Consider the following 21,167-nt stretch of genomic DNA (forward strand, 5'->3'; position numbering starts at 1 on the left):
AGCATTACCCCTTTCTTACATAAACACAGGCAATAACGTTGTGCTAAATATTTATTCAGGAACTTATATGGAGGAAAATTATGAAAATAACTCAACAATGGAATCAAGAAGACAGTAATTATATTCGTAAAAAGGTAATTGAACACAATCTTTCTAAATTACCAGATGAAGTAAAACACCCAGTCAAGAACATTAGCTTTATGCTTCGAAATGAAGAGGAGAAAATTTTAGGTGGCATTACTGGAAGGATTTTTTGGTATAACTTACATATTGAATTCTTATGGGTTGATGAATCTCTTAGAGGAAAAGGCTACGGAAAACAGTTATTAGATAATATAGAGGAAATAGCAAGAGAGAATAGATGCAACCTCATTCAACTAGATACATTTAGCTTTCAAGCCCCAAATTTCTATCAGAAATATGGTTATGAAATAGTAGGTGTAATAGAAGATCATCCTAATAATAATAATCAACAGTATTATCTTTCCAAGAAACTGGCTTATTGAGATATGGTGTATAACTAAGGGGTAACAAGTTGAAGACTTCCCAAGACATATCTCGAAATTGAGTCTTAAAGTAACGGGGGGCAAATCTTGAATAAGACATGCGTTTTTTGTATGGGGAAAGGTCATTTTATGAATAAATACAATCTGAACAGGAATGGGGACTTGTATGACTGAAATTAAAGAAATAGGATCTTTATGTTCTTTAGACGACAAAGGCTATATCATAAACCAGTCTGATTACAAAAATATCAACAAGAAATTCAGAGAAGTCATCCAACTTATAAAGGAAAGCTGTCTTTACGCTTTACCAAAGGAAATTCACAGCATTTACATAAGAGGTTCTGTGCCAAGAGGGTTAGACATTGAAGGTGTATCGGATGTGGACGCAATAATTGTAACCTATTCCAATCCTCAAGAACTTGACTTGGATTGGGTTGAGGAGACGGAACAATTTATTGATCAAAAATTCTCTTTTATCAACGGTGTAGAATTAGGATTCAGCCCTTTAAGTGAGGTTGAGGTGTTGAAATATTGCTCTATGATCCCCTTTATTCTAAAAACCTATGGTATTTGTGTTTATGGCGAAAACCTAATAAGTAAGCTCCCTGATTATAAACCCGACAGCTCCCTGGCGAATGAACACCTCATTCACTTAACATCTCTGATTAATAAGGCCAAGCATGATTTAACAGGAAATGACGATATTGAGGACATTAAGGATTGCTGTTCTTGGATCATGAGAATTATTGTGAGGGCTGGTGGTGCGCTTGTCATTGTTCGAGAACAATCGTACACAAGGGATCTATACCCAGCCTATAAACTATTTTCGAAGCACTATCCAGAAAAAGAGCATGAGATGAGAACAGCCCTTTGGTACGCAATCAACCCCTTATCAAGTCCAGAAGAAATATTAAAATTCTTGAATTGCTTTGGCAGTTGGATTGAGATGGAAACAGAAAATTGGCTTGATATTTATAACCCGAAAAAAGAAATGCACCTGCCGCTTTGATTAAAACGAAGGCACCGTCGATTAAGCTGCTTTTTTTATAAATAGTTTATAAGACAAATAAGATTAAAAGTGAGGATTCGTATGAAACAATTAACATTCGGTGAGCTACAGAACTACCTAGCACTAAAATATACAGAAGAACGCACTTCATCTGGTTTATTTATGAAACTAGTAGAAGAGATCGGGGAGGTAGCAGAGGCACTAAACCAGTTAGAAGGTCGGAAGGAAAATTCAGATGATGCTTCTTTAGAAAAAGAGTTAGTTGATGTTATACACTACGCAGTGTCAATTGCGAGTATAAATGATATTGATTTAACAAAAGCCATTATAAAAAAGGATAAACAAGCTGCAATTAAATATAATCAATCTCCAAATTTAGAAGAATTTTTAGTAGTAGAGAATAAAGAACATTATTTTGAAAAATAGAAAATCTAAAAACTGTTCAACAACCGGGTTCGTTTGCTAAGTATTTAATCCAAGTTATCTCGAAGTCAAGTTTTCTAGTAAGGGAGCGATAGTTAAACAGTAGCCTTCGCTTTTTAAATAACGAAGTAGGATAGTTTAATGAGAGAGCAGAGAGGTGAGCAATAAAATGTTTAAATGGACTCCTAATAAGTTTACTAACGAAGATAGACTCAAAACTGCTTATAAAATATTGAAAAATTTGAAAGGTAGATATAAAGACTCATTAATTTCAGTTGCAGTTGAAGGGTCAACAGCTAAAGGGTTGGATGCACCAGAATCAGACTTAGAGTTAAGAGTACTTTTGGATAAAGACTTTAATTATCATAGGTGGTATGCATTCTTTTATGAAGGTATGTTTGTAGGGGTTAGCTATAATTCTGTTTCCAGAACCTTAGAGGCTTCCAAAGTGATTGATTATGAATGGTCAATAAGTGGCGATAACTTGGAAACTGCTGAAGTAATCTTTGACCCGCATTATATTTATGATGATCTGAAGGTAAATAATAAGTTTGCTGAGCAAAATGCAAATTTTAACGAACTAATAGTGGAGGCTATCACGGATATGTATGAACATATCTATAAAGTTTTTACATTGTCATCTACAAATTACATAGGTATTACTCAGGAGGTAACCAATATAGCTTATTGGTCAGCATTAACGGTTGGTTTAGCTAACAGATATAAATATAAATCAAATAAAAATATGGTTGAAGAGAGCTTCGTATTGAATAATATACCAGAAAATTATGAACTAAATATAAGAAGCTTGTTTTTAAATGCACAGTTGAATGATATCCAAAGTGCTGTGAGTAATTTATGGGTAACTTTTGATAACTGGGCTTATCAGGAGTTTGGAATAAATTTAAATGATGACAAATTACAATATATTTAAAATTATGGGTGAGTAAGTAAAAGATTAATTGATTATATCTCGAATTCGAGTCTTCCACAAAAGGGGGCAAATCTGTAACAAAAGGGTTTGCTCCTTTTATTTATTATTTAGGCAGGTTTAAGGAAGACTTGAATTCGAGATGAATTGAACATGATAAAATAAATTTGAGAAGTGCAACCCCAAAATAAATTAAAGTAAAGGTAGTGAAAATATGGATGATTTTCTACCAATAAAAGAAGACCTAGCTTTAATAAGAACTGAAAAAATGACATTTAAGCAGTACAACTCCATTCATTCTTATCCAGTTTATAATGTTCAATCTTTTTTCAATGCTATCAATAAACTTACTTATGAAAGGGTCCTAATAGGAGGAGAAGTGAACAATAGTTTTTATAATGAAGAAGAGGTGAATTTTAATTTTGAATCAAAAAAGACATTCTCTTTGAATAAATCAAAGAAATATCTTGAATTAATTTTTAACAAAAATGATTTCATTAAAGAATTTGATTTAATTAACCAAATTTACTTATTAACCGAAATAAATGATTTTTTCTTTTTGGTTTTAAATCCGATAAAAGGAAAAAAATACTATGACGTGTTAAGTGAAAAAGTTAGTGTTGAGATAGATGGAGAACACGAAAGAATACTGTGGTTTGAATATGATGCCACTGATATCTATGTTGCAAGTTGACTCTCCTCTAGATTTGTCTCAATTTCGATAAATCGATAAAAGGGAACAAATCTGTAAAAAAGGTTTGTTCCCTTTTACTTATGTTTAAGATGTCATCTGAAAGGTTTGGTTACGAGATATATTAAATAAACTCCTTCCATTGGTGATACAATGAATAAAGCGTGTTTGTTAAATAATTACATATATAGTGTGAAAGTTTCCTGTAATTGACCATTTTGCGATCGCCGGGATTTTTGTCTGTTTAATCTGAGATGCAAGGAGGGTTTTTATGAGTAATAATAGGATTGAGAAGTTAAGGAAAAAAGCTTCACTCGTGAAGCAGATAGATGCCCCTTCAATATTAGCCGTTGATTTAAATGACATTCTTGAAAGTAATATAAAAGTAACGAAGTTGATAGATGAAATAGATTCATTAGACAAAAAAGATGAATTAGAAGATCTTTTAATTAACTTGGAAATTGAATTAGATCACATAAACTGGCATTATAAAAGCTTTAAAAAACAATTAAGTAAGTTATATGAATGAAATTAGTTAAAAACCTTTGGAAAAAATAGAAACCCCAGGGTGATGAAATGGTTAGAAATGAAAATCGAATAGGTTTAAGGATAAGAAGCGATAAAGAAGTAAATAGCGCAGTAAGAGAATCCTGTATTAATTTCGCTAAATGGCTTCGAACAACTCAGGAATTCCCGATTAGGGTTGTGGTATATCTTAAGAAAGATTCTATTTTAAAAACAATAGAAATAGAAGAGTTTGCAAGTGCTACATTTTTTGCTCCTTCCAATAAAACACATGAGCCATATATAAGAATAGCCACAGGTGATTATGAACAGTTGGTATCTGATAGGGGAGAAATAGATGCATTATGGGCAATTTTAAAAAGTATGGCTCATGAACTAGTGCATTATCATCAATGGATTAATGACAAATATTTTGATGAGGATGAGGCGGAAAGGCTGAGTGAATATTTGTTGGATGAATTTGCAGAAACTCTTTAGTAGGATTAAAAAAAGAGCTCGTTGCTCTTTTCTTTTTTTAAATAGCATTCATCTCAGTTTCAAGTTATCAATTTTGTAACTAACGGAGAAGGCTAGTTGAAAAAGGGATTTGATATTTACGAGGAGGTTTAAAATGATCTTTGAGGAAATTGATATAAAGAAACATCGAGATACAGTAGTTCAATTTCGGAAAGATTCATTTAATGTAAGTTTTGGGAATGCTATGGGGTTCGGTGAAGAAGGGGAATATTTAAGCTGGCTAGCTGAAAAAATTAGAGATTTTCCGGAAGGTTTTGTTTTAGCCAAAGAAGATGGTAAATATATCGGACAACTTGAATTAACTATACGTGAATACGAAGGCAATAAAATTGGGTATGTAAATCCATGGATTATGTAATTAAGTTATTATTGGGGTACCGCCAGCAAAACGCGGAAAACGTACGCTAAGCATGAAATAAAAATCTCAGAGATGAAAAAAGGAGAGGAGAGACTTAATTATTAAGCCTCTCCTCTCCTTTTTTCATTATTAATGTGGCATGTTGACTTTCTCGAATTTTTCTTCTATTGGTAATGCAATAAGGGCATATGGCCCTGATGGGGAGGATAATTAGCTTTGATTTACTTTTGAGATTTCTAAAAGAAATTTTTCATTATCAACAATTTTCACTCCTGTATAGTAGTGTTGAATAATTTCTTGATATGTTTTCCCGGATTTCGCCATACCATTCGCCCCATATTGGCTCATTCCTACCCCATGACCATATCCTTCAGAAGAAATGACAATGTGGTCCCCTTTCTTTTTCCAATGAAAGTCAGATGAAGGTAAATTAAGTTTCTCTCTAATTTGTTTACCCGTTAATTCTTTCCCGTTTAACGTTACCTGGCGTACACGGTCTCCGTTAGTCCTTTCCGATATGGAAGCTTCTAAATCAGGCTCTTGTTCGAGGTCAACACTAAGTTTTTCTTCGAAGACAGATACCGGTATAACTGTTTGATTAGAAGCTTTAGGAGAATCCTTGTCCCATGGACTTTCTACACTTCTAAGGTATGGAAGTTCTGCTGACCAATAATCCTCTGAATTCTCAGTAAAACCATTACTTGTAGAAAAGTAAGACGCTGTAATTAAACGATCTTCATAAACGATTACTTGCCCTTGGGTATCATGAACGGCCTCTTTTATTTTATTGATTTTTTGGATATAGTTCGCGCCCCATTTTTCTTTTAAATCTGCTGTACTACTAAACACTTGGTGAGTGACTGTGTCTGTTACATCGGCTTTTTGGGGAACTGAGTGGTCTGGATTTAGCAATAATGAGGTAATATACGTTCTCGCACTGAGTGCTTGTGCTTTCAAGGCTTCCTTCTCAAATTCTTCTGGCATTTCACTAGCAACTACACCAACTACATAATGTTCTAAAGGGAGTTTTTCTACCACATCTTTTTGAGTACGATAAACACTTACTTCAGTTGATTGGTCTAGTATAATAGTTTCATCTATACTATTATTTTCTGTCTTCTCTGTAGTTGTCTGGCTTACTTCGTGCTCTTGGGGATTTACATAAGGAACTACGACAGCAGTTGGCAAGATTACTATTAATGATGTCATTATTAACATAAAATATAGAATAGATATTGGTTTTATATTAATCCCCCTCCATTTAAATGTTTTTATGGTATTATCTTACTGACATGCGTCCTTCTTTATTCCTCTATTTTGGGTCGATTTCATTGGACCAGATGGGGATTTCTTAAAGAAGAGAACGAAGTTTTCACCATGAACGAGGAATATTATCTTGAATTTAAATCTTCCGTTATTGGGGAGCTATCCTCCAATAAAGACGATAGCTTTTGTAACTCACGGAGAAGGCTAGTTGAAGAAGGGATTTGATATTTACGAGGGGGTTTAAAATGATCTTTGAGGAAATTGATATAAAGAAACATCGAGATACAGTAGTTCAATTTCGGAAAGATTCATTTTATGTAAGTTTTGGGAATGCTATGGGGTTCGGTGAAGAAGAGGAATATTTAAGCTGGTTAGCTGAAAAAATTAGAGATTTTCCGGAAGGTTTTGTTTTAGCCAAGGAAGATGGTAAATATATCGGACAACTTGAATTAACTATACGTGAATACGAAGGCAATAAAATTGGGTATGTAAATTTGTATTATTTAACACCCGAAATGCGTGGCCAGGGTAAAGGGAAAACTTTACACCACTACGCTAAGCAATTCTTTAAAAACAATGAAGTTAGTGAGTATCATCTAAGGGTTTCTCCATCAAATAACAACGCGATCAAGTTTTATCGTACAATCGGAATGGATGAAGTCGGTACAGAAGTTGATGGAAAAGTAATTAGGATGAAAGGTTATTTATAAGATTTCATATTGTACTAGGGTATGCATTAGTTAACATTTTATAAAAATATCTCGAAATCAAGTCTTCCATAATTGGGAGCATTTCTTGAGTAAACATATACAAGAACATCACAGGGGAGATAATAAATGACTAAAGGATTATATGAATTTATAAGTGAAGCAGAGTTAAAAAAGTATGCAGAACTTGCTGTGCGAGCTGGAGTAAATCTGCAAAAACATCAATTGTTGATTATTCATAGTGATATACAAAATGCTACGTTTGCCCGTCTAATCCAAACGGTAGCCTACGAGGCAGGGGCTTCAAATGTATTTATAGATTGGAAAGATGAACAGGCTGCCAAAGAATTTTACTTAAATGCAACAGATGATGCCATCGATCACTTTCCTGATTGGCAGGCTGCCCGTTTCAAGGAATGGGAAGATGGAGGTGCTGCTTACATACATATTATTTCTGAAAACTTAGATGTCTTCGAGGAGGTTTCTACAGACAGGATAAATCGTTATCTAAAGGCTTCTCGTACGAAATTGAAGGACCATCATGCAAAAATCAGATCCCATGAGGTACGTTGGTGTCTTATAGCTGTACCTTCTTTTGAATGGGCTTCGAAAGTATATCCTCACGTAAGTAAAGAAGAAGCCGTGCAATCGTTATGGCAAGCGATCTTAAGTGGAGCGCGGGTAGATGGAACAGATCCTATCAAAGACTGGGAAAATCATGACCGTGCCTTCGATTCTCGAAAAAAGATCCTCAACGAGAGCCAATTTGAAGCCCTGCATTTTACAAATAGCCGTGGAACTGATTTGTTCGTTGGTCTACCTAAAAATCATCTTTATATCGGCGGGGGTGTCATAGATAAAAAGGGAATACCTTTCTTTCCGAACATTCCTACGGAAGAAGTATTTACGGCTCCCCATAAAAATAAGGTGAATGGAAAATTGGTAGGTACTAAACCTCTTGTCTATGGGGGAAGTGTCATCGATGAATTTCATCTAATTTTTCAAGATGGAAGGATTACCGACTATTATGCCGCAAAGGGACAGGATGTGTTACAGGATCTCATCGAAACAGATGAAGGTTCTCATTATCTAGGTGAGATTGCCTTGGTCTCTAATAAATCTCCTCTTGCTCAGATAGATACCCTTTTTTACAATAACCTGTTTGATGAAAACACGTCCTGTCATATTGGAATCGGAAATGCATCTCCCTCCAATATTCAAAATGGTGTTGACCAAACTGAGGAAAAGTTGAAGGCGGCGGGTCTAAATGCTTCACTTTTGTTAGTCAATGTGACTTTTGGTACCGAAGATATGAAAGTAGTGGGGATTGAAGAAGGTGGAACTGAAGTCCTGCTAATGAAGGATGGGGATTTCCAATTCTAAATCGTCTTCAACTTAAAAACAGAGAAAACTGAGTTGGAAATCTGTTTCAATATCTCGAAATCAAGTCTTCTGTTGTTGGGGAGCTTTAGTTGAATAAGCCCAATATAAAAAAGAGGAACTTCAATGAAATTGGAAGTTCCTCATTTTGTTAGTAATATCAACACTCAACTTTAACAGAGTCAATAAAAAAACACACCAAAAGTGGGTGTGCTTTTTGGTTTATTCACAAAATACTTTATTTTTTATCACTTTCTATTTCTTTTGATTTCTGAATTAAGTATTGAAAATAACTCTCCAATTCCTTTATCTGTTCCGGCCCCATGGACTTCCACTTCTCAATATCAAAAAAAGACATATCATCAATTTCGTACTTCTCAAGAAGGCGGTTTATCTCTGATAAAGAATCAAAGTCATTTTCTTTACGTGGTGTAAGGTTGTGACTATTAATTCTTCCTAATAAGTAATCAGTGGATACATCGAAATAATCAGCAATTTTTTGTAGTGTTTCATAATCTGGCTGCCTCGAACCAGATTCATATCGAGAGAGTTGTACGTTAGAAACACCTATTGATTCAGAAACTCTCTTTTGTGAGAGATTATTTCTATCCCGTAAATGTTTAATTCTTTTACCTATAATATTCAAGGAAGATCTTCCTTCCATCAGTATTCATGAATACCATTATTTTAACATTATTACCTAATTGGTAAAAACATATTTCCGAATTGGTAATTTATATCTTTACATTTCCAAAATGGTAATGTAAGATGTGATTATAGTTACCAAATTGGTAATGAGGAGGTGGAAATGATGTTTGAACAAAAAGTAGACTTAAAAAAAATAAAAGCCGCTAGAAAAAGTAATGACATTTCTCTTGAACGAATGGCTGAAATACTTGGCTACAACAGTCCTAATGGATACTTTTATTTAGAATCAGGAAAAAGTAAATTTACTGCAGAAAAACTAGCAAAGGTAAGCGAATTTTTAGGTATTCCAATCGATCAACTATTTATTAAGTATAAAGTTTCCGATTTGGAAACTTGTGATTCTGAGGAGGTGATTTAAATGCAAAGAGTAACAATGACTACTCAAGAAACCGCTGATTATCTTGGTGTATGTATTGAAACCATTTATAAGATGGTCCAACTCAACGAAATTCCACATTTTAGAGTGCGTCGGCGTATCTTTTTCTCCCAAGATGCAGTTAATAATTGGATTAAAGATCAGGAGTCCAACTATGAACATCAAGCTATGTAACTTAAGTTTAAGACAATAATTGTTAACAAAGTGGTACAAAAAGGAGACTACATCTATTGAAGGGTAATCGTGTTGGAAGAACTTTGAAGGAGTTGAGAGAGAAAATGGATAAAACACAAGAACAACTTTCAAGTGAGGTTTTACAATCTAGAGAATCTTTAAGTAAGCAAGAAAACGGAAATAGGTCGGTTCAGCCAGGCTTAACAAGACAATTTATTGACAAGTACAACGATCCATGGTTGGCACTAGAGGCAGCTAATGAATATATCGGCTGGGGTGTAACCAAATTAGATGGTCCTAAGGCTGATAATCTTAGCAGTATTGTTCAATCAGAAGTAGAAGAAGCACTTCATGGCGTACTTGATTCTATTGCTAGAGTTGAAATTAATAAAGTTCCTAATTTTGTTCACTCTATGGATCTCCAAGATATTCGAATTTCTGCTAGTGAAATTGTTGAAGCAGTTTACTGGTCACTTATGTACTTAGCTATCGTGTGTGAGACTTACAACATGGGATGGCTAGAGTTGTGGGAAGAGCATTATTCTAAATTAAAATCCAATGGTTATGTACTCTAAACCCAAAATATTTTAAAAATTGCAGGAGGTGAAAGAATGCAAGGTTGGATAAAGCTTCATCGTAAAATCATTCAAAGTGAGATTTTTGAAAATGAAAAAATGTTAAAGATTTTTATCTATTGCCTAACGAAATCAAGTCATAAAAATACTGAATCTAGAGTGGGTAGGCAGAAGGTTCAACTTAAACCAGGACAATTTATATTTGGTCGTAAAAAGGCTGCATCTGAATTGAACATGAATGAATCGACGGTTCGTGATTACTTAAAAATATTAGAGGAAGATGATGTAATTACTATTCTTTCCACCAACAAATATAGTGTCATAACCGTTGAAAACTGGGCAAATTACCAATCTAACGATGAAGAATACGACAACAAATCATCAGCAGATAACCAGCAAAAGAACAGCACTTCGCCATCAGATAGACAGCAAAAAGACACATACAAGAATGGCAGAGAACTTAAAGAAGTTAAGAATGTAAAAGAATTTATTACAACAACTACTTCTGAACGAGTGGAATGTGAAGCCATTAAATTTTATCAAAACAACTTTGGTATTATACGTCCTCAAATCTCAGAAGAAATAATGACCTGGAGTAAGGATCTTGGAGATCCATTGACCGTGGAAGCAATGAAGCGCTCTCTAGATCGTAATAAACCAAGGTGGGGATACGTGAAAAGTATTCTTCAGTCCTGGGTAAATAAAGGAATTCAAACTATAGAACAAACTGAGGCTGAAGAAGTTGAATATAAGAATAGACGCCCTAATGAAGCTAGGTATACCAGACAACCACAAAACCAAGAGGTGATTCCCGATTGGTTCAAAAACTGTGCAGAGCAAGAAAGTCATAATACAAATAAACCGCCTAGCATTGAAGATATAGCTCGAATCATTGAGTTATCCATCAAGTTAAATAGACCGAGAGAGAGAATTCTTGAATCTATTGATCATCGGTATAAACTCTCTGAAGAAGATATAGCTTCGATTCAGGAAGGTAAATACACTGCCTTAGATATTTTACTCGAACAATCGAACCCTAGTGTGGTTGGAGATCCATAAACAAGGGAGGTAGGAAAGTGGGAAAAACCAAAAATAAACACTTTGCTTATTATGATATTGCATCACAAGCGGATAATGTAAAAACCTTTGAAGGAAAAAGATATGATGTACACGGTATTTGGGCGGTAGATCGCTATGGAACTACTAAAAAACTTGCCAGTATCTATTACCGAATTCGAACCGTGAAGAATGATCGATTTAAAACCATTGCAAAACGCAAAAACCCTAAGAGTGAACTAATACCCGTCAGGTAAATGTAACGATTTTAATACGTGCTTAAATAGCACGTATGGAACTTTGAAAACTACATATCTACGTTAGGAAAAGAAAGGTCACAGAACTTTCCTAGCTGTCGATAATCGTTCGGTGCGTGTCACGTGAAACGCATCTAGTGACCGGATAAGCGTTGTATCAATAATGGTTCTTCTATTTGGAGTGAGGATATAGCCAATGAAACTTTTAATAGTAAAACCTAGATGCATAAAGTTCTACGTATATGCTAGAAACGTTGTGCATTGCAGAACACTATGATTAACATGGTGGGTCTGCATAGGGTTGATTGTATCTAGCCAAAAACAATCTCTTTATATAATAAGGATTCCTTTCCAAGATGTGGATTTATGTTTAAGTAGGTGTTAGAATCGTTATACAGTTCACTCGAGAAGGGAATGATCTGATGAAAAAGTATTGGATCAGTAGTTTCTCTGGTTTGATATTAGCTATCATTCTTGTAGGTTGTGGAGCTCAAGGAGCCACAGGTGAAGTAGAGTCTTTATCACCAGACGAAATGAGAAGTCACATCGAAGAAAATGACACAGCCTTTATATTACTTAATAATACGGAGGATAAGGAAGATCGGACAGAAAAGATTGAATTAGTTGAAGATAAGATTAATTCGATTAGTGTGAAAGAAATAAATGCTAAGTCTCCAGAGATGCTAGATAATAATTTAAAGCCAGAAGACTTAGGGTTAAAAAGCATCCAGTTTGAGACTTTGGGCTTTTATGAGGATGGAAAATTAAAAGACTATGTTTCCTTAAGAAGTGTTGATTTTCCTTCAGAAGATAGTAAGGAAAAAGCTTTGCAAGAATTTATTGACAATAACGCATCATAACGGAAGTGATCTTTAATAGATCGCTTCTTTTTTTATGCCAAAAAACCTTTAAAGGAGGTGATCACAATGGGAGCGACAAATCGTGAACTAAAACAATCGAAGGACTTGGTTCAAACCCTATTAACTATTCAAGACCTATCTTACAATGATTGGCTACATGAAAAACACCAAGAGTATATTCAAGACAATCAGGATGTTGTTATGAAATCTTTGTTGCATTACAAAGGGTTGAATGAAGAGAAAGAAAAATTTTAAAAGGAGTGTATCGATCGATGAAATTTCTAACTAATTATTCTATGCTTTCCGCCATTAGTAATCTTCAATCTACTGGGGCTTCGATACTGACTGCTATGCAGTTGCTCGGTATTATTTCAGCTGCCATTGCCTTTGGAATTGGAGCTTATCATCTTATTTGGGGAGGTGTTCGAGGGCGTCAGAGTTCGATTGTTTGGTTTATTGGTGGGGCAGTAGGTCTTGTGGTTCTAATGGGTGCAACAGCTATTGCTCAATACATTGATAGCCAGGTAGTTTTTTAAAGGAGCGATATACGAATGCGAGTATTATTCACGTCAAAGCTAGATGGAGAGATTACTAGTTTTCACCCTTATTCTTTTGCAGAAGTCGTAGAAAAGACAGAAATTCTTGATAAGAAGTGGAAGAAAAAGAATGCTCAACCGGTACATCTCGATTTTATGCTATCAAATGAAGAAGGAGATAAACTGTATAGTGGGACGTATGTCGTTGGATCGGAAGATACCACAAATATTTACGACCATATTTGTCAGAAGCTTTTCCAACTCCCCATGAGAAATCATCAACATGAAAACGAAAGGGACATTCTTTTGCAACAATTAACGTCCCATACGCCAACGAATTATCAAATGGATGTTACGGAATTAGTAAAAAAGAATACGGAGAAATCCTCTACATGGACTCGAACGAGTAAACATGGAAAGATTCTTGCTATTTCTTTGATTAGTTTGCTTGTCATAGCCATTACTATTTCAATTACGTTAGCCGTTATGGTAAGTAATCAAGCGAAAGCTTTGAATAATGCGAAAGGGGAATTGACAGAGGTAAGGACAATGAAACAAGCATACGAAACAGCGTTGAGTGGTGATAGGAATGAAGCTGTTAACCATATGAAAAATAAAAAAGATCTAAGTGCATCTGAACAAAAAGCGTTGGTTTACCTTTTAGTTTCAGAAAAGAATTATAAAGAAGCTCTTCATTATGCAGAAAAAAATCAATCAACATTTTTAGCTAGTCAAGTGATGAAGCTCCATGGAATAGAGGAGCTCAAGAAATTCCAAGAATCCTATCCAAGTCCAGTCGGTGCTTTCGAAGTGGCTTTCCACACTGAAGAGTATGAAAAAGCGATCAATATTGAAAAGCTGCCTATGGTAGATGAACTTTATAAGGAAAAAGGGTTGGCCTATTTGAGGGTGGATCAACTAGAAGAAGCGAAGAAAATGGCAAGTGAGGCCAAAAGTGATGATTTGAATGAAAAAATCAACGAATATGAGGAATTAGAAGAACAGTTAAAGAAGGTGAACAGTCAAATAGAAACTGAGAAACAATCAGAAAGTGAAGACCAAGATAAAATCAAGGCCTTAGAAGAAGAAATAGACGAGCTAAAAGCTCAACAAAATAGTATATAGGAGGGCGATTATTTTGAAATCGATCATCGCTAAAAAGCAGGTGCTTATCCCATTAAGCATCTGCTTTTTTATGGTGACGATGCTTATGGCCACATTTATTTGGAATGTGGGGCTTGCCATGTGGGAAACCTTAAAAACATTTCCTTATTTTAACCAGCCATTAGTAATAGAAGCATCGTATTTTACTGATTTTCATGTGAAGGAGCAGCCGTATTTCTACGGAGTGGCGGCTTTTTTAAGTCTCCTGGGTATCGCTTATATGATTTATAAACTTCGCAGCAACTTTAGTCCTGTTGGAACCGATGAAAAAGGATCCCAGCGATTTGCTACGAGGAAAGAAATTCACCAACAATACAAAGCTATCCCTGATCGCAGGAGTTCCTATTCTGGTCAAGGTGGCCCTGTATTAGCTCGCAAAGGGGAGAACGCTTATATCGATCCATCTCCCGTCAATAACTTGATTATTGGGACAACACGAAGTGGGAAAGGGCAAACGTATGTGATTCCCACAATTGATGCCTATTCTCGGGCGGAGAACCAACCATCTTTAGTGATGAATGATCCTAAGGGCGAACTGTTCGCTTCTAGCCGTGAAACCCTTGAAAGTCGAGGGTATGAAGTAGAAGTTCTTAACTTAATGAACCCCATGCAAAGCATGAGCTTTAACCTGCTGGAACTAGTTAAACAATCCTATCAAGATGGTGACTATTCTACAGCTCAAACGCTATGTGAAACGATCACTCACATGCTCTACCACAACCCTCAAGCGAAAGAGCCTATGTGGGATGACTCGGCTAAATCACTTGTCAATGCGATGATCCTAGCGATTACGGAGAAAAGCATAACAGAAGGAACAGAAGAAAAAATCACGATGTATACCGTAGCTAACATGTTAGCAGAATTAGGAACGCAAAATGACATCGATGAAAATGGTCAAGAATTTAACGCGCTGGATCAATATTTTCAAAGCTTACCCCAATCGCATGTAGCAAAAGAGCAGTATGCGACGAGTAATTTCTCTAAAGGAAATACGCGGTCCAGCATTTTTACAACGGCTATGAATGGGTTAACGAAGTTTACGATGAGCGAAACCGCTAAGATGACAGCGAAGAACTCGTTAGATTTGAAGAAGGTAGGATTTGGTCAATTTGTTAAAGGCCAAGGTGCTCCTTTTTCAAAGGTGTTTGTCACATTCCCAGATGGTGTAAAGGAAACCAATCAATCCGGAGAGAGTGGAACCTGGACGATTAACTTTTCATCAAAATTGAAGCCAGGGGACATCATAACTGTTCAACAAGATAAAGAGCCCGTTTCTTCTAAGAAAAGAAGGAATTCAACGAAAGATCAAAAGAAAGATGATGAAGAAAAGCAGAGATGTGAAGTGGCCATCAAGGTGAAGGAGATTCATGAGGATACGGGAGAGGTTCATTTTTCCTCTTCCTCTCTTTCCGATAGTGAAATTAGAGTGGAACGAATTACTTATTTCACAAAACCTATAGCTATCTTCATGGTTACGCCGGATTACGATACATCGACTCACGCGATTCCTTCTATTTTTGTGAGCCAGTTGTATTATGTGTTATCCAAAAATGCAGCCATAGCAAAGGGGCAGAAATGTTTGCGTGAAGTAGTCTTTATGCTGGACGAATTCGGAAATATGCCCGCTATTGCAGACATGGACAATAAAATAACGGTTTGCCTGGGAAGAAATATACGTTTTCACTTAATTATTCAATCCTACGCTCAGTTAAAAGACTTATACGGGGAGGATGGACAGGCAACGATCCGAGGAAATTGCGGGAATGAAATTTACATTTTAAGTGCGGATTATGATTCAGCTTCTTCTTTTTCATCCAAATTAGGTAAAAAAACATTAAATACGCAAACACGGTCTGGCTCTACTTTCTCTTTAGATAAGTCGAAAACAGAAAGTACGGAAGGCAGAGACCTCCTAACGGCCAACGAATTGCAAGAATTAGAGGAAGGAGACACGGTAGTTCGTCGTGTATTAATGAGGCGAGATAAGAAGAGGAGAAAAATACGAGCATTTCCCATATACAATACAGGCAAACACAGTATGAAGTATGCTCACACGTATTTAAGTCAGTATTTTGATACGAGCCGATCCATCACGGAAGAAGAAATACACACCCCGCACCGTTATATTCAACCAAAAGAATTAGTAATTGATTTTTATAACCATTCCCTTCCCAAAACGGAGAAGGAAAACAACTTGGAGAAATTATCTGGTGAAGCTGAAAATGGTCCGTTTGAAGAAGATAGTGTGGGAAGAGAACCATGGAAAGAACAAAAGGTAGGAGAATTTCTTGATAAAAGTACCCTTCATATGGTTCATCAACAGGTGGCACCCCTTTTACATCACAGTAAGGAAGAGATGGATCAGGAACCTATGGAGGTATTTCTTGACCATATAAAACTGTTAGGAGAGGGACAGGAAATTAACCGGCAAGTGTATGATCACATACGTAAGCAAACGGACAAATTAAAAGAAGAGCAAGAGCACCCTAGGAATGAAAAAGAAAAGACTCCCATGTAAGGGATACGAGGGGGTGAAACGATGTCAGATGAGGAACTTTTAGAGAAGTTGCTGGAGTTTTCAGAGGTTTTGTCAACGAATAATATCTTCATATCGGGCTTACGGATCATGGGCTGGGGGATTATATTACTTCTGAAGATGATCGTGGATAGCCTAGAAGGCATGGTCGATAGTGTCTTAACACTAACAGATTTCTTCTTAAGTGAACCCGTCCAAAGTTTTCTAGATACCATTCAACCTGTGCTTTACGTATTATTAGCTATTTCATTAGCGATGATCGGTTTTCGTTTGATTTTCAATAAAGAGAAAAATCGTGCCGATCTGCCAATGAACCTTTTCCTATCCGTGATGACCATTAGTCTATTAACGTTTGGGATGGGACAAGTCAATGATTTTACTGAGGATGCAGTCAATGTGGCCCAAGTGAACACCGACTCCTTCACGACTTCCGACCGAGTGATGACCGACTATGTTACGGATATTGCAGTATACGATGAAACAGGATGGGAAAGCTCAGATGTTGATAACCAGCATCATATAAGTCCTGACTCTATAGATAAAATCTCTATTAATGAGACCATTACTAGGGAGTTCGAAAAGGCAAATGGAGATCAACTATCCTCTGAAGGAAAAGAGATCATAATGAATAAAGTTGGCTTAGAATCAAACGGGGAAGAAGGACTAGTAGAGTTAGGCAAAAGTGGTTTATTTGACTTCTTGCCTGAAAATTATTACCGGTGGCATATCGATTGGTTTACAGCCATTGTGACTCTGGGAGTTATGGCTTTTACGATGATTCTCATATCCATTAAAATCGCTAAGCTATGTTTTGAACTTGGGTTTAATCATATCGTTGCTCTTATTATGGCTTATGCCGATATCTCAACTGGGCAACGATTAAAAGCGATTATCAAGAATATTGGTAGTATCTTTGCTTCGCTTATTATGATTTTCCTAAGCTTGCGGGTGCATATGTATTACACCACCTTTATCGGTGAAAACCTTGAAGGGATAGGCTATTTAGTAGCCCTGATTGCAGGGAGTCTAGCTGTGATTGATGGACCGAATATTGTTCAGAAGCTATTCGGCATAGATGCTGGGCTGAAAAACGCTTGGCATGTGGCTATGGGAGGTTACCTAGCATCCAAAACGCTAGGACCACCTGCAAAAAAAGCAGCCGGAGCTATTGCTAGTGGGGGAACTAGTGCCGTTATGAATACGGGAGCTGGCGCAGCTGGTGCCGTTGCAGGAATGGCAGGAAGTAAACCAAAAGGTCAGTCACAAGGATCTGAACAAAATAAGCAAACGGCTAGTCCGACAAAGAGTAACAGAGCTCAGGAAGAGAGAAAGCCTCAAAAGCAAGAACTAAGTCCAATGGATTCCTCCCAGAGAGGCCGTTCACCTTCTCGTAAAGGGTCCACTTTATCTGGGAAATCCATGAATTCTACTCCTCAAGAAATTAGCGAAGAAAATCAGCAACCTTCCTCTTATTCATATAACCATCAGCGTTCAAATGATGAAGGAGGTCAAGGGAGTCATCAAACAAGTACTTCAGTGGAAAAGAGAGAAAATAAAAACTCAGGGTTAAATGGAAAGCCTCTAGAACAAACAGAACAGAACCCTAATCATGATGGTAAGAAAGTTCAAGGAACCACAACTTCACCTCAAGAAGCTCCAGCAACTACAGATGAGATACCGATGCCTAATCAGCACAGAACGGAGCAGAGAACCATTAGTCAATACGTCAGGGATCAAGCTAAGGAACGCATTCAAAATAACAGAAAGGTACAGGGGGCAAAACGAACGTACGATTTATCACGAAATTCCACGGAAAACTGGAAAAATAAAATCAAGAAACGCGGACAAGGATCTTAACTTTGTTCGCGTTTTTGTTTTGAGAAAGGAGAAAGGACCTTGCAGTACAAAATTCCTTCTGAAATTGGAAGTGAGCTTAAAATCAACCGGCTGTTTTACCTTACCGATCTCCTAGTGGTTTTAATCTTAGGAGGGATCGGCTTTACTTTTCGATATGTGGTGCATCCTTCTTTGGTTTGGTACTACGCGATCTTTTGGATTTTGTTGATGATTGCTTGGTTAATACGAACGAAAACGAATCCAAAGCTTCGGATGGCGAAAGTGTTGCTTTTAGCTGTCAGCCGCGATCGATTAACCTATTGTGCGATAGATACAGAGGAAGAAAAGAAAGGAGATTCTTAAATGCCTCGGAGAGAAAAAGAAGATGTTTTGTTTTTCGAAGATAGCGAGGAGCAACAAGCTCTTTTTGATGAACGAGCCGAACGGAAGGTTAAAGACAGAAACTCTAAGACTGGGAAGAAAAAAAGAGAACTAGCCAAAGCTTCCATTGCCGAAGTTATCCCGATTCAAGATATGACACCTGATGGATCCTTTGAACTTCAAAGGAACAAAGGGTACATGGACGTGATGCAGCTGCAGAGTAAGGATATTTATTCTCCCTCTACGCAAGAAACGGAGTACGACATTATGATGATGGCTAAATTCTTTCAATCCTATGCTCACGACATTAAGGTTGTTTCTATGAATTTTCCAGTGGATATGCAAAAGCAATTAGACGCGATCCACCGTAAAATTGCTCAAAATACAGCCCCTTTATATGAACGATTTTTACTTAAGAAAAGGGATGAATTGCAGTTTTTAGAAACTCATCGAACCAACCGCGAGTTTTATTTATATATTTATGCCTCAAGCCTTAAGCAGCTAGCTGAATATCGTAATAACTGTCGTCGGTACCTTGGACGAGTGACTCCAATCATTGAATTAACCGATGAAAAGAAGCTTGATTTAATTTATAAGCTCAACAATCTTAATACCAAATTGGAAAAAAGGGGGTAGAAGAATTGTTTTCTTTCCTTAAAAAGAGAAACGATGAAGAGGAAACCGAGTATCGGGGATATAATCCCTACTTATTAGCTCATGTACAACCCCAGGGTGGCATTCACTTTCAAGAATCTTATATTCGCAAAGGAGATGGCTATGAAGCTTGTGTCCATGTCTATTCCTTTCCTAAGAACGTGTCTGATTTCTGGTTAGAACCGATTTTCAATATGGAAAATGTGATTACCACCATGGATGTCGTATCAGACGATCGTTACAAAGTACGCGATGGATTAAATAAAGGGATGGCCGAACAAAGTTCCCGTATCATCAACGAGAAAGATAATGCAGGGATTATCGAGGCACAAAATAATTACGATGATTTACGAGAGCTTTATAACCAAGTATCCGAAGAGGGTGAGATCGTAAAGCGTGTCCATCTTCGACATTACGTCAGCGCCCCTACAAAAGCTGAATTAGAGGATAAAGTGAAAGCTGTAGTGTCCAACTTACAAGATGAAAACTTCCGAGGGTCCATCTTCTTAAATGAACAGGAGTATGAATGGCAATCCCTTCTATCGAATTATACAGAACAATCCACTTATCGGAATAAACGGGAAGGGCAGCCGATTCCAGCATTAGGTTTAGCTGGTGGTTTTCCTTTTCATTTTACGAGTCTTAATGATCCCTACGGCACTTTTTACGGAACCACGTTAACCGGAGGGAATGTGGTTTTTGATTTATTTCATCGGGATAAGCAGCGAAAAAGTTATAACGGGGTCATGGTCGGAGCGATGGGAGCCGGAAAATCTACTACACTCAAGAAGATTATGCTAGATAATGCGATCAAAGGATATAAGGTTCGAACGTTTGACGTAACTGGGGAATTCGCAGAATTAACAGAAGCTCTAGGAGGAAAGCAAATTGCCTTAGATGGATCGGATGGTGTCATTAATCCCTTACAAGTCTATCGAACTGCTGAAGACGAGTACACGTCCTTTACTCAGCATTTATCGAAGTTGACCACGTTTTATAAGTTTTTAGCTCCAGAAGCTACAGATAGTGAACTGAAAGAGTACGAGAATCTACTAAGGAAGCTTTATGAAAAGACAGGACTATGGAGAGAGGAGGAAGACTCGAACATTACGAAACGCTCGGTGAATGATTATCCTATATTTACAGATTTCCTGGCGTTTATTGAAGACCATCTCTATGAAAACATCGAGGAAGGAAAGCAGTGGGAGAAGGTGAGCCAGGAAAGAAAACGGCGACTGGAAAGTATTGAATTGAACATTCGTAACATCGTGGAAACTTACGCTCACTTGTTCAATGGAGCTTCAACGATCGAACACTTTGATGCTCAACAAGTAGTCACCTTTACGTTGCGAGGACTATCCCAAATGCGAGCTGAGGTTTTTCAAGCGCAACTGTTTAACGTACTGAATCTCCTCTGGGATTCAATGCTGACCAATGGAGCCCCACAGTTCGATGCATATGATCGAGGAGAACTCGCGTTTGAAGATGCAGTTCGTTATTTAATTTTAATGGACGAAGCTCATCACATTATCGTGCGCCCGTAAGGGGCTTATGCGATTGCCTAAAAAGGCTGGAGAAGACGACTCTTCATCGTCAACCACCTTATCCTAAGGGGAAACCCACGGGGGAGTGTAGCATGGTGTGTAAAGGCACAAGTCAGGTAAGCCATACATCCTGCGACTGAGTGTCGAGACGAAACGATTGAGAAGGAATAAAGCTTGACTGCCTGAACCCCAGTGCAA

At 37.0% G+C, this 21,167-nt stretch carries 26 protein-coding genes; 24 read left to right on the top strand and 2 right to left on the bottom strand.

Features of this window, described 5'->3' with window-relative positions; genetic code table 11:
* The first annotated feature begins 80 nt into the window (after window positions 1-80).
* The 8 genes from HUS26_RS04020 (at window position 81) to HUS26_RS04055 (ending at window position 4,959) form a co-directional block, all read left to right on the top strand.
* On the top strand, window positions 81-506 hold the full coding sequence (locus tag HUS26_RS04020; RefSeq protein WP_075038409.1) for an N-acetyltransferase: 426 nt from the start codon (window positions 81-83) through the stop codon (window positions 504-506).
* Between the two features lie 166 nt (window positions 507-672).
* On the top strand, window positions 673-1,515 hold the full coding sequence (locus HUS26_RS04025) for a nucleotidyltransferase (RefSeq protein WP_173915928.1): 843 nt from the start codon (window positions 673-675) through the stop codon (window positions 1,513-1,515).
* An 81-nt stretch (window positions 1,516-1,596) separates the two neighbouring features.
* The gene (locus HUS26_RS04030) at window positions 1,597-1,941 is read left to right on the top strand and encodes a MazG nucleotide pyrophosphohydrolase domain-containing protein (protein WP_173915929.1); all 345 of its coding nucleotides are present in this window, start codon (window positions 1,597-1,599) and stop codon (window positions 1,939-1,941) included.
* Between the two features lie 166 nt (window positions 1,942-2,107).
* On the top strand, window positions 2,108-2,872 hold the full coding sequence (locus HUS26_RS04035) for a kanamycin nucleotidyltransferase C-terminal domain-containing protein (protein ID WP_173915930.1): 765 nt from the start codon (window positions 2,108-2,110) through the stop codon (window positions 2,870-2,872).
* Window positions 2,873-3,083: 211 nt separating this feature from the next.
* Window positions 3,084-3,563 carry a hypothetical protein gene (locus tag HUS26_RS04040; RefSeq protein ID WP_173915931.1) on the top strand — a complete coding sequence of 160 codons (480 nt, stop codon included), beginning with the start codon at window positions 3,084-3,086 and terminating at the stop codon, window positions 3,561-3,563.
* 268 nt (window positions 3,564-3,831) lie between these two features.
* Entirely contained in the window at window positions 3,832-4,089 is a 258-nt protein-coding gene (locus tag HUS26_RS04045; RefSeq protein WP_173915932.1) for a hypothetical protein, read from the top strand.
* Between the two features lie 47 nt (window positions 4,090-4,136).
* Window positions 4,137-4,562 (top strand): hypothetical protein, encoded by a 426-nt coding sequence (locus tag HUS26_RS04050; protein WP_173915933.1) that lies wholly within the window; start codon window positions 4,137-4,139, stop codon window positions 4,560-4,562.
* Window positions 4,563-4,695: 133 nt separating this feature from the next.
* On the top strand, window positions 4,696-4,959 hold the full coding sequence (locus HUS26_RS04055; protein WP_173915934.1) for an N-acetyltransferase: 264 nt from the start codon (window positions 4,696-4,698) through the stop codon (window positions 4,957-4,959).
* Between the two features lie 210 nt (window positions 4,960-5,169).
* On the opposite strand, the gene spoIID is transcribed toward HUS26_RS04055, so the two are convergent.
* On the bottom strand, window positions 5,170-6,177 hold the full coding sequence (gene spoIID / locus HUS26_RS04060; RefSeq protein WP_173915935.1) for a stage II sporulation protein D: 1,008 nt from the start codon (window positions 6,175-6,177) through the stop codon (window positions 5,170-5,172).
* A 293-nt stretch (window positions 6,178-6,470) separates the two neighbouring features.
* Between spoIID and HUS26_RS04065 the strand changes: the two genes are divergently transcribed.
* Both HUS26_RS04065 and HUS26_RS04070 read left to right on the top strand, forming a co-directional pair.
* The gene (locus HUS26_RS04065) at window positions 6,471-6,935 is read left to right on the top strand and encodes a GNAT family N-acetyltransferase (RefSeq protein WP_173915926.1); all 465 of its coding nucleotides are present in this window, start codon (window positions 6,471-6,473) and stop codon (window positions 6,933-6,935) included.
* A gap of 126 nt (window positions 6,936-7,061) precedes the next feature.
* Window positions 7,062-8,315: an aminopeptidase gene (locus HUS26_RS04070; protein ID WP_173915936.1), complete on the top strand. Its 1,254-nt coding sequence runs from the start codon at window positions 7,062-7,064 to the stop codon at window positions 8,313-8,315.
* A gap of 235 nt (window positions 8,316-8,550) precedes the next feature.
* Here the strand turns inward: HUS26_RS04070 and HUS26_RS04075 are convergent, their stop codons facing one another.
* Entirely contained in the window at window positions 8,551-8,958 is a 408-nt protein-coding gene (locus HUS26_RS04075; protein ID WP_254434135.1) for a helix-turn-helix domain-containing protein, read from the bottom strand.
* Window positions 8,959-9,123: 165 nt separating this feature from the next.
* Between HUS26_RS04075 and HUS26_RS04080 the strand changes: the two genes are divergently transcribed.
* The 14 genes from HUS26_RS04080 to HUS26_RS04145 all read left to right on the top strand — a co-directional run bounded on the left by HUS26_RS04080 (window position 9,124) and on the right by HUS26_RS04145 (window position 20,969).
* Window positions 9,124-9,378: a helix-turn-helix domain-containing protein gene (locus HUS26_RS04080; protein WP_254434136.1), complete on the top strand. Its 255-nt coding sequence runs from the start codon at window positions 9,124-9,126 to the stop codon at window positions 9,376-9,378.
* Window positions 9,379-9,570 (top strand): helix-turn-helix domain-containing protein, encoded by a 192-nt coding sequence (locus HUS26_RS04085; protein WP_173915939.1) that lies wholly within the window; start codon window positions 9,379-9,381, stop codon window positions 9,568-9,570.
* A gap of 104 nt (window positions 9,571-9,674) precedes the next feature.
* Window positions 9,675-10,145 (top strand): XRE family transcriptional regulator, encoded by a 471-nt coding sequence (locus tag HUS26_RS04090; protein WP_254434137.1) that lies wholly within the window; start codon window positions 9,675-9,677, stop codon window positions 10,143-10,145.
* Window positions 10,146-10,181: 36 nt separating this feature from the next.
* Window positions 10,182-11,204, top strand: coding sequence for a DnaD domain-containing protein (locus HUS26_RS04095; RefSeq protein WP_173915941.1), 1,023 nt, complete (start codon window positions 10,182-10,184; stop codon window positions 11,202-11,204).
* A 17-nt stretch (window positions 11,205-11,221) separates the two neighbouring features.
* Window positions 11,222-11,458: a hypothetical protein gene (locus HUS26_RS04100; protein ID WP_254434138.1), complete on the top strand. Its 237-nt coding sequence runs from the start codon at window positions 11,222-11,224 to the stop codon at window positions 11,456-11,458.
* 422 nt (window positions 11,459-11,880) lie between these two features.
* Window positions 11,881-12,318 carry a hypothetical protein gene (locus tag HUS26_RS04105; RefSeq protein WP_173915942.1) on the top strand — a complete coding sequence of 146 codons (438 nt, stop codon included), beginning with the start codon at window positions 11,881-11,883 and terminating at the stop codon, window positions 12,316-12,318.
* 66 nt (window positions 12,319-12,384) lie between these two features.
* Window positions 12,385-12,573: a hypothetical protein gene (locus HUS26_RS04110; protein ID WP_173915943.1), complete on the top strand. Its 189-nt coding sequence runs from the start codon at window positions 12,385-12,387 to the stop codon at window positions 12,571-12,573.
* Between the two features lie 17 nt (window positions 12,574-12,590).
* Window positions 12,591-12,854, top strand: coding sequence for a hypothetical protein (locus HUS26_RS04115; RefSeq protein WP_173915944.1), 264 nt, complete (start codon window positions 12,591-12,593; stop codon window positions 12,852-12,854).
* 15 nt (window positions 12,855-12,869) lie between these two features.
* Complete coding sequence (locus tag HUS26_RS04120) at window positions 12,870-13,979, top strand: hypothetical protein (RefSeq protein ID WP_173915945.1); 1,110 nt, start codon at window positions 12,870-12,872, stop codon at window positions 13,977-13,979.
* Window positions 13,980-13,992: 13 nt separating this feature from the next.
* The gene (locus tag HUS26_RS04125; RefSeq protein WP_173915946.1) at window positions 13,993-16,536 is read left to right on the top strand and encodes a VirD4-like conjugal transfer protein, CD1115 family; all 2,544 of its coding nucleotides are present in this window, start codon (window positions 13,993-13,995) and stop codon (window positions 16,534-16,536) included.
* Window positions 16,537-16,557: 21 nt separating this feature from the next.
* Window positions 16,558-18,411, top strand: coding sequence for a pLS20_p028 family conjugation system transmembrane protein (locus HUS26_RS04130; protein WP_173915947.1), 1,854 nt, complete (start codon window positions 16,558-16,560; stop codon window positions 18,409-18,411).
* Between the two features lie 39 nt (window positions 18,412-18,450).
* Window positions 18,451-18,753: a DUF5592 family protein gene (locus HUS26_RS04135; protein WP_173915948.1), complete on the top strand. Its 303-nt coding sequence runs from the start codon at window positions 18,451-18,453 to the stop codon at window positions 18,751-18,753.
* Entirely contained in the window at window positions 18,754-19,407 is a 654-nt protein-coding gene (locus tag HUS26_RS04140; RefSeq protein ID WP_173915949.1) for a hypothetical protein, read from the top strand. It begins immediately after the preceding gene.
* A 5-nt stretch (window positions 19,408-19,412) separates the two neighbouring features.
* A complete protein-coding gene (locus tag HUS26_RS04145; RefSeq protein ID WP_173915950.1) occupies window positions 19,413-20,969 on the top strand; it encodes a VirB4 family type IV secretion system protein in 1,557 nt (518 codons plus the stop codon).
* The last annotated feature ends 198 nt before the right edge of the window (window positions 20,970-21,167 follow it).

This window comes from Halobacillus sp. Marseille-Q1614, from assembly GCF_902809865.1.
In the GTDB taxonomy this organism is placed as follows: Bacteria; Bacillota; Bacilli; order Bacillales; family Halobacillaceae; genus Halobacillus_A.